6 protein-coding genes are annotated in these 8,266 nt (G+C 48.9%); all 6 read left to right on the forward strand.

Features of this window, described 5'->3' with window-relative positions; genetic code table 11:
• The first annotated feature begins 363 nt into the window (after positions 1-363).
• Positions 364-954, forward strand: coding sequence for a cytochrome P460 family protein (locus tag H7F08_RS14275; protein WP_193640902.1), 591 nt, complete (start codon positions 364-366; stop codon positions 952-954).
• Between the two features lie 25 nt (positions 955-979).
• A complete protein-coding gene (locus H7F08_RS14280) occupies positions 980-1,471 on the forward strand; it encodes a hypothetical protein (RefSeq protein WP_010641828.1) in 492 nt (163 codons plus the stop codon).
• A gap of 241 nt (positions 1,472-1,712) precedes the next feature.
• The gene (locus tag H7F08_RS15955) at positions 1,713-1,817 is read left to right on the forward strand and encodes a hypothetical protein (protein ID WP_193640905.1); all 105 of its coding nucleotides are present in this window, start codon (positions 1,713-1,715) and stop codon (positions 1,815-1,817) included.
• Between the two features lie 384 nt (positions 1,818-2,201).
• Positions 2,202-3,638: an efflux transporter outer membrane subunit gene (locus H7F08_RS14290; protein WP_227487891.1), complete on the forward strand. Its 1,437-nt coding sequence runs from the start codon at positions 2,202-2,204 to the stop codon at positions 3,636-3,638.
• Positions 3,639-3,685: 47 nt separating this feature from the next.
• A complete protein-coding gene (locus H7F08_RS14295) occupies positions 3,686-4,771 on the forward strand; it encodes an efflux RND transporter periplasmic adaptor subunit (protein ID WP_193640903.1) in 1,086 nt (361 codons plus the stop codon).
• A 9-nt stretch (positions 4,772-4,780) separates the two neighbouring features.
• Positions 4,781-7,867 carry an efflux RND transporter permease subunit gene (locus H7F08_RS14300; protein ID WP_193640904.1) on the forward strand — a complete coding sequence of 1,029 codons (3,087 nt, stop codon included), beginning with the start codon at positions 4,781-4,783 and terminating at the stop codon, positions 7,865-7,867.
• Positions 7,868-8,266: the final 399 nt, after the last annotated feature.

Consider the following 8,266-nt stretch of genomic DNA (forward strand, 5'->3'; position numbering starts at 1 on the left):
GTCTGCTCCAGTCCGCCAAATCCAGGGCACGGGGCTATCGCACCCACAAGAATTTTATTAACATGGCTTACCTCGTACTGGGTAAGCTGGATCTCAAGCTACCCACTTAAAACAGCGAGGAACCCCCTTCATTCACAGACATTTTTAGAAACCTCCTGAAGAAAATCATCCGCACAAGAAACTCACAGGTGATTATAGCGCTTTCTGGAGTGGGTCCAATAAACACTACTGGTACGTAGCCATCAATTCCCAGCTATGCAGCCAATATAAGCTATAATCCCCTGCATACGTTACGTTCAATGCAAACTGTCCTCGTCATGGTGGTCGTCATGAAGGCTTTGGGGTACGGTCAGGAGTCGGGTTATGTCAAAACTGAATGTTGTTATGCTGCTCACCATAACCAGTTGTTTTTCTTCCATAGCTTGGGCGTATACAGCCGGACCCAGCCCTGAAGCTCTGTGGAAAGAAGTGCAAATTTTGCAAAAAACGCACGCCATCATGCCCGGAAGTACACCCTTTCAGCTGGGATCTCGGACGGTTGATCCTTACACTGTGGACCTGGCCAACACTTTGGCAATATCCACTATAAAAAAAGCCGGTGGGATACTGAAAGTGACCCGCTATAGTAACGGAAGCCTGGTGGTCAAAGAGAATTACAATGCCCACAAGCAGTTAGTTGGCGTTACCGCCATGCTGAAGGCGGCTAAATATGATCCTTCAGACCGCAACTGGATCATGGCTGCCTATGATCCCACCGGTAAAGTCCTGGCTTATGGCAAAGTAGGCAGCTGTATCGCCTGTCACGTACTGGTCCGCCATCAAGACTTGGTTTTTGCTCCGCCGCCAACACAATTATTGCCGATCACCACTTGGAAGGCTTTTTTCTCCAAGCAGGAAATGAATCCGGCTTACGTGGCACAGATTCAAAAACATCCCGGGGCTGTCGTTCAGTAGCCTGCTCATTCAGGAGGATATTCCCATGCAACGTTTTATTCTGGCCTTTCTGTTTCTGTCACTTGGCTGTCTGTTCACCAATGCCCAGGCTGGAAAGCTCAATGACACTCCGGCCCTATCGGGCTTACATGATGCAAAGGCCGTGTTTTTGGTGAATATGCGTAACCCGGCGGCTGTGGATCACCTGGTCAGAGTCATCGGTTTGACCCGCAAGCAACTTCTGCAACAAAAGGTGACGCCGCACTTCATCGTGGTCTTTATCGGTCCAGATGTCGCATTTCTGACCAAAGATCGTCGGGGCATACCTTACACAGAAGAAAGGGATATCGCGGGGATTCAGGGAGAAATCCTGAAGCTCAGCCACAAAGGCATCCAGTTTCAGGCTTGTGGCGTGGCGCTACACGGTATGGACGTATCTCCGAGCATGCTGATTCCGAGCGTAACGCCTGTGGAAAGTGGATTCATCTCTACCATCGCCTACCAAGAAAAGGGGTATGCTTTGGTTCCAGTTTATTAGGCGGCGAGGAAAAGTGGGGAAGTCAGAACATAGAGTTTTTCTCAAAATATGGGCTGCGAGTCTCATGCTCCTCTATTGCAGTTCTTGGGCCGTATGTTACGCATTGAAAGCCCCCTTGGAGTAGATCAGCTACAGACCAGGTGAGTGCCGTAGTGATTGGGTTGAGCCATGCAATGACAAGTACGAATCTTGCGGCTAACCGGCCCCTTTCAATGGCTCAGACGGGCTAGCATTCCTCGAACTGCATCGCGTTCGCCAGCTTGCCGATAATGGCTCCGACACTGTGACCAACGCGGTTGCGCTATGCCCGAATTGCGATAGAGAGGTCCACTACGTTGAAAACTAAAGAAAATTTGTTTCGCTGTTAAGCAGCGCTTAAGATTTATCAGTTTTTAGCAGAAAACAGCGTCAAAATGGTTTGCCCTTGACCTGACATGTATTCCACAAAATATGTCAATCTATCAAGTGGTTAAATGTTCATTTTTAACAAAGTCGCATGGTAAATGCATGATGCTGACATATGGCAAAAGATGACGCTGATTAACAACCGTGATCGTGGATCCCAAGAATCTCGGTAGCGAAAAAACCCGGGGGGGTTGGGGGTTTGACAATTGGCTAGCTATCTTTCACAATACCGACCGGTCGGTTATATTTTTTGGGGGCTAGCATTTTACAACTGTCAATTCCCAGAACCACGAAGGTTCTAATAGCCTTTGTCGTTGGTAGTAGTTTGATTGGTTGCAGTTTTGAGCCCAAACTGCGAGTGCCTCCAGTGCCTTCAGACAAAATGGCTTACACAGCGGGCAAATCCCCGAAAAAAACGGTCGCGCCTGGAGGCATGGCCGGGAAAGCCCAGGAAATCCAATATGGCACCGAACTTCATGAAGAGTGGTGGAAACTGTTCCACTCCAAAGCCCTAGATGCGCTCATTGCGGTTGGCCTTACGAATAGTCCAACTATTGCGGCTGCACAGGCACAACTTCTTGAAGCGCAAGCCACAGCCAAAGCTAATGCGAGTATTTTCTATCCACAGGTTAGCGGTAGTTTAGAATCGGAAAGAGTAAAATCAACTTCGGCGCCATTTGGAGGTAATGGCGGGATTCACTATTCACTAATCAACAGTTCTGTAGGCGTGTCTTACTACCCGGATATCTTTGGTGTCAACAGATTGGTATACCGCAACAGCGAAGAGCTTGTTCATTATCAGCAATGGGAGTTGGAAGAGGCAAGATTGACCATGACAGGCGATATTGTCACCACAGCGGTAGAAGCAGCGGCAACGATCGGTGAGATTCATGCGACGCAGGCAATCATTGGTAGGGAAAAGAAGTTATTAAACCTAACCGAGAATCAATATCATGCAGGGGCGATTGATTACAGCAGCGTAATGACTCAAAAAAGTCAGCTGGCGAGTGAATTAGCCACTCTCCCCCCCTTAGAACAAGATCTCGCTGTATACCGGCATGAGCTTGCTATATTGGTTGGTGACTTCCCTGCCAACGCAAAACGTTATCATTTTACGTTAACCGCCTTAAAGCTTCCTGAAAAACTGCCTATCAGCATCCCTTCAGAATTGCTCAAACAAAGACCCGATATTCGTGCCGCCCTTTCGCAGATGAAAGCCGCCAATGCGCAAATTGGTGAGGCGCGTGCCGCGTTCTATCCGACAGTTGAGTTGACAGCATCTTTTGGAGATGCGGCGAGCAACCCTGGAATATTTTTTGACCCCGTAAGCAGTATTTGGAGCCTAGTAGGCTCCATGTCCCAACCTTTGTTTGAAGGGGGTAAACTGGAGGCTCAGAAAGCAGAGGCCCATGCAGCCTATGACGATGACTATGCCAATTATCGAAGCACGGTTTTGAGTGCTTTTGATCAAGTTGCCAATGACTTACGGGCAGTTGAACACGATGCGCAAACGCTTGCCGCCCAGCGTGAAGCGCTGTCAGCTTCCCGGGAGGCACTCAAACTGGCAGAAGCGAGTTATCGTGCCGGTGCCAGTGATTATCTGACCCTGTTAACCGCTGAGGTACAATATAGCACCGCCAAAATTGCCGAGATCAAGGCTCAATCCCAGCGTTATCAAGATACCGCTTCGCTGCTCGTTGCGATGGGCGGTGGTTGGTGGAATAAACCCGGCGTGAAACTGGCGACAACCAAGCCAGCCTGATGAAAGATACTGTACTGATCGCAGCCGTCCTCTGCGGAGACTGAAATATGAAAAAAGCATTTGTGATTGTCATCATTGGCCTGCTGATTGTTTTTGGCGGAATATTTGGTTTTAAAGCCTTCGTCAACAACAAAATCGCCGAGGCTATGGCGCACATGCCCAAGCCAGTGGATACAGTGAGCGCTGCGAAAGCAAAAATTGTCCATTGGCATCCCCAACTGCGCGCCGTCGCCTCGCTGGCGGCCGTTCAGGGTGTAGATGTTACACCCCAGATTGCTGGCAATGTGACCGCCATTCATTTTCACTCTGGCCAATATGTGCAGGCGGGTACGCCGCTGGTACAGATTGATGATTCCAATCAATTGGCCGAATTGGCCAGTGACCAGGCGCAACTGCGACTGGCTGCCATTAATTTACATCGGGATCGGAAACTGATGGCGACCAGAGCGGTAAGCCAGTCCCAGCTGGATTCTGATCAAGCCACCTATCAGACAGATGTTGCTGCCATTAAGGATATTCGAGCAACTTTGAATAAATTGGCGATTCGCGCCCCTTTCAGTGGTTATCTCGGCATCCGCCAGGTAAATATGGGTCAGTATCTGACTCCCGGCACCAAAATAGTGGATCTGCAGTCCTGGAGTCCGCTATATGCCAACTTCACGTTGCCGCAAAGTGACCTCCAGAATATCCAGATCGGAACCCCTGTGCAGATTCAAACCGATGCTCTACCCGGACAGACCTTTTCAGGAAAAGTGACCGCTCTGGGTTCTGCTGTCAATAACAGCACTCGCCAAATTGACGTGCAAGCCACTATCGATAACCCCAAAAATCAGCTCCGGCCGGGACTTTTCGGGGAATTGACGGTGGTGCGCGATACCACTGAAAAAGTCCTGGTCATTCCAGTATCTGCCATCTCCTATAACACGTTTGGTGACTATGTATACGTAATTCACAAAGAGAAAAAGGATGGCAAAAGCCAGGAAGTGGCCGTGCAGCAGGTCATCAAACCGGGCAAGCAGCGCGACGGCATGGTGGCAATACTCTCTGGATTGAAGCAAGGCGACATGGTGGTTACTGCCGGTCAGGTCAAACTGGTCAACGGCAGCCTTGTCACCATCAGTCACGACGCGTAAGGCTAGCTCATGAAATTTACCGATATTTTTGTTCGTCGCCCGGTACTCGCCACGGCGTTGAGTCTGGTGATTTTCCTGCTGGGTCTTCATGCATACACCATGATGACCGTCCGTGAGTATCCGGCACTGGTCAATACGGTAGTGACAGTCACCACGGCTTACCCCGGTGCCAATCCCAGTACTGTGCAGGGCTTCATTACTGCCCGCCTCGAAAAGGTTATTGCCAGTGCCCCGGATATCAACTACATGACCTCCAATAGTGCGGAGGGGAAATCTACCATCACGGTGTACATGAAGTTGAATTACAGTCCCAGTGCTGCGGTAGCCAATATTCAGTCCAAAGTCCAACAGATTACAGACGACCTTCCAACAGGAAGCCAGTTACCCGTCATCAACGTTACGGTGGGCGACACCACTGATTTGATGTATATCGCTTTTTACGGTAAGCAGCTCAGTCAGCAACAAATTACCGACTATTTACTGCGTGTCGCTCAACCTCGCCTCGCCTCCGTACATGGAGTAGGAGAAGCTCAAATTCTGCCAGCAGGTGCCGGCAATGGTAACACCTATGCCATGCGCGTCTGGCTGAATCCGCAGAAAATGGCGGCGCTGAACGTCACGGCTGCTCAGGTTTCCACGGCATTGACGGCGAATGATTTCATCTCGGCAGTTGGTCAAACCCGGGGTAAAACTGTACAAAATACAATTGTTGCTACCACGGGATTGCACAATGTCAACGAGTTTCGCAATTTAGTCATCAAACAGTCGGGCAACACCCTGATTCGCCTGAAAGATGTTGCCCATGTCGAATTGGGTGCACAAGACTATGATTCACAAGCATTTTTTGATGGTAAACCGGGAGCATTCATAGGTATACAGGAATCTCCCTCTGCCAACTCTTTAGATGTAGCCGCAGGCGTTAAAAGCGCTCTGGCAAAACTCAAAAAGAGTTTGCCACCAGGAATGCACGAAGAAATTCCTTATGACGCCAGCACTTTCATCAAGGCCTCTATTGATGAAGTAGTGATGACCATTGGTATCACTCTGGCAGTGGTCGTACTAGTTATCTTCCTCTTCCTCGGCTCATTCCGGGCGGTGGTTATTCCGGCGGTGGCCATTCCCCTGTCCATTGTTGGCGCGGGCCTGATCATGTGGTCCATGGGCTTCACCATCAATCTGCTGACTCTGCTGGCAGTGGTGCTGGCCATTGGACTGGTGGTGGATGATGCCATTATCGTTGTGGAAAACGTGCATCGCCATATTGATGAAGGTAAAAGCCCCTTTGATGCCGCCTTATTGACCGGGCGCGAACTGGGTGGTCCCATTATCGTTATGTCCACCACCTTGATTGCGGTGTTTGCGCCGATTGGCTTTATGGGTGGACTGACCGGCAGTCTGTTTGGAGAATTTGCCTTTACCCTGGTAGCAGCGGTGCTGATCTCCATGATTGTGGCTTTGACGCTGTCGCCGATGCTCTCCAGCAAGGTCTTGAAACCCACCAAGGAACACGGCTTTGAACATTTTATCGAACATCGCTTCGCCGGGTTGCAAGGTTTTTATGATCGTATTCTTCACGGAAGTTTGAATTTAGTACCGGTAACCATGCTTTTTGCTGTTGTAGTCTTTGGAAGTATTTATTTTTTATTCACCACCTCCAAATCGGAACTGGCACCACAGGAAGATCAGGGTATTATTTTCAATGCTGGCACTGGTGGTCCAACGATTACCCCGGACCGGTTGGCTCATTACGGCAAACAGATCCTGAAGGTTTTCAATAAGTATCCGGAAACGAAGGCGACCTTCATGGTCACTGGAATTTCCGTCGGAAGTGGAGGAGGTAGTAACAGCCTCTTTGCGGGGATGCGATTGACTAATTGGTCTGATCGCTCGGTCTCGGCTATGCAGATACAGGCTAAATTGCAGAAACAATTGCAAAGTGTGCCTGGCCTGCAAGTGGCCTCTTTCCTGCCGCCACCTTTACCAGGTTCTGCGGGCGGTCTGCCTGTACAATTTGTTCTGCAAAGCCCCGGCAGCTACGACAAAATCGATCACGTGGCAGATAGGTTAATTGCTAAAGCTTATAAAAGTGGTCTTTTCCTCTATGTGACCAAGGATTTGCGAATTGACAACCCAGAAGTTGTCTTGAAGATTCATCGCAATATTGCTGCCAATCTAGGACTGACAATGTCAGAGATAGCTGATGATCTTCAACCATTTCTTAGTGGTAATTATGTGAACCGCTTTGATATGCAGGGACGCAGTTATAAGGTCATCCCCCAGGTCCCGGACAAGTACCGCCTGGATACGGAGGCTCTTAAAAACTATTACATTGCTACGGCAAAAGGTAAAATGGTTCCCTTGTCCACGGTCGTTTCTGTTGAAACCAAGGTAGAACCGCAGTTCCTGCCGCAGTTCCAACAGCTCAACTCGACCACACTTCAGGCGGTTCCCAAACCGGGTGTAACCATGGGGCAATCTCTGAATTTCTTCCGGACTACGGCCGAAAAAATCATGCCTAAAGACTTTTCGGTCAATTATGCCAGTCAGTCGCGCGAATACATGCAGGAAAAAAGTGGATTGTTAACCACCTTTGCCTTGGCTATCATCTTGATTTACCTGCTGTTGGCAGCCCAATTTGAAAGCTTCCGGGATCCCTTGATCGTTTTGATTACCGTACCCATGTCTATCAGTGGAGCGCTTATATTTATCAGTCTGGGGCTCGCTTCGATCAATATTTACACGGAGGTGGGGCTGATCACCCTGATCGGTTTGATTGCCAAGCAGGGTATTCTGATTGTGCAGTTTGCCAATGAAATTCAGCGCCACGAAGGATTGAACAAACGCGCAGCCGTGGAAAAGGCCTCGAGTATTCGTCTGCGTCCGATTCTAATGACCACCGGTGCTATGGTACTCGGGGTATTACCCTTACTTCTCGTAAATGGACCTGGTTCAGTTAGTCGTTTCCAGATGGGGCTGGTGATTTTTACCGGCTTGGGCATTGGCGCGCTATTCTCGCTGTTCGTGGTACCAGCCATGTATATGGTACTGGCCAAAGATTTGAGTATAAGCAAGCAAGCGGAAAGCATGAGTAGCTGAAATAAGTAGTTTGCCGAAATCTTGGCCGGGTTAACAAATCCGGCCATGTGACTAATTTATTCAGACAAATACCTTCTGTATAATTGATTATTGTTTTAAATGTAATGCCATTTAGTATGAATTTTTTCTTTATAGTTTATGGTAATCAAGCGATCTAATCGCATTCTCTTGATAGTATCATTCCTTGCAGAAGAATTCCCATGACAGCTGTATCATACATATTAGGATCATCAGCAAATGTAACATGTGGATAGTGGCGCAATATGGTTCCTCGCTGTTTTAAGTGGGTAGCTTGAGATCCAGCTTACCCAGTACGAGGTAAGCCATGTTAATAAAATTCTTGTGGGTGCGATAGCCCCGTGCCCTGGATTTGGCGGACTGGAGCAGACTGTTGAAACC

The organism is Acidithiobacillus sp. HP-11, assembly GCF_015100075.1.
Taxonomy (GTDB): domain Bacteria; phylum Pseudomonadota; class Gammaproteobacteria; order Acidithiobacillales; family Acidithiobacillaceae; genus Acidithiobacillus; species Acidithiobacillus thiooxidans.